Annotated in this window: 1 protein-coding gene; it reads right to left on the reverse strand. The window is 32.3% G+C overall.

Going from position 1 to position 1234, the window contains the following annotated elements:
• Nucleotides 1–262: 262 nt before the first annotated feature.
• The coding region (locus F564_RS19705; RefSeq protein ID WP_034982019.1) for a helicase C-terminal domain-containing protein at nt 263–1234 on the reverse strand (972 nt) is incomplete at its 5' end.

Consider the following 1234-nt stretch of genomic DNA (forward strand, 5'->3'; position numbering starts at 1 on the left):
CTGAAATACAAAACTATTGAAGAGTTTAATAATCAAAACAAAATTTATCAAAATGTAGCTTAACTTATACTGGAATTTTTATTTGCATATCCAAAGATTAGAAAACAACGTGTTTTCTAATCTTTTGTAGTGGACAGCATGAACCTCATCATAGAAGTCTTTGCAAGTAAAATCTGCTCGGCAAGTAATCATTTTTGGTTAGCCCTAACTATGTTAACTAACAACAGGACAACTCAAAAATTACTAAAAACTTAGTTAACTTTTATCGCCTTTTACCTAAATATGAATTTTGATAATTTTCGCCTTCTCTCATTATATTTAAATAATTCAACAAATTCTCAGGTTTTGAAAATGTAATTGAAGCTTCATTATCTAATTTGAAAATCATTTTGTTTTCGGCTGCTCGTTCTGATTTGAAGTCAGTCTTCGAGTTGTTGGAATTATTCTGTTTTTCAATTTTATATTTTGCTATTAGATTCTCTTTCGTTTCGGGTAGTTCTTCCAACTTTTTATCCAATTCAGAAATCTTCTCTTCAGTAGCTTTAGTTTGCTTCTCAATTTCTGCAACATTAACCCCTTTTGCAGCGAGATTTTCAATCACTTCCTGAACTTGAGCTTTATGTAAATCAATTGTCCTTTGATAAGAAGGTAACTGTGTTCTCCAGTAGTCAGAATTTACATCTTCATTTTTTGAATATCCTTCGATCCTATTGTAGGAATGTTCAGCTTTAGCTATTAATTCTTTCACTTTTAAGAAATCTTCATACTTCCTCAAAACAAAAGCACTATCTGCGAGATGCTTATTTTTCTCACTTTCGATCCTTCTTTTCATCAATTCAATTTCAATGTTGGCTCTGGTTTCCGGATTGGTAATGATGGACGTTTTAAGCTCTTGTGTACTGATGTCCGAAACATCCAAAACATCGGCTCCTTTTTTCATCGCTTCTAAATATCTTGCCTGTTTGGATTGCAGTTTTTGAAGCATAAAAACATCAATACTATCACTGGTCAACATAAAATTGATTCTCACATTTTCGTTTTTATTTCCTTGCCTCCACGCTCGTCCTTCGACCTGTCGCAAAGACGTGAAATTGTAGGGTAAAGTAAGCATATACACATCTGTGGTATTTTCCTGAAGATTCATTCCTTCCTGAATGGCTTCACTTCCAATAACAACTTTTATTTTACCTGAATTAAAATCATTTTGTATAGCAATTCTTTGATTTTTATTGGT

It is taken from the genome of Epilithonimonas tenax DSM 16811, from assembly GCF_000428485.1.
In the GTDB taxonomy this organism is placed as follows: domain Bacteria; phylum Bacteroidota; class Bacteroidia; order Flavobacteriales; family Weeksellaceae; genus Epilithonimonas; species Epilithonimonas tenax.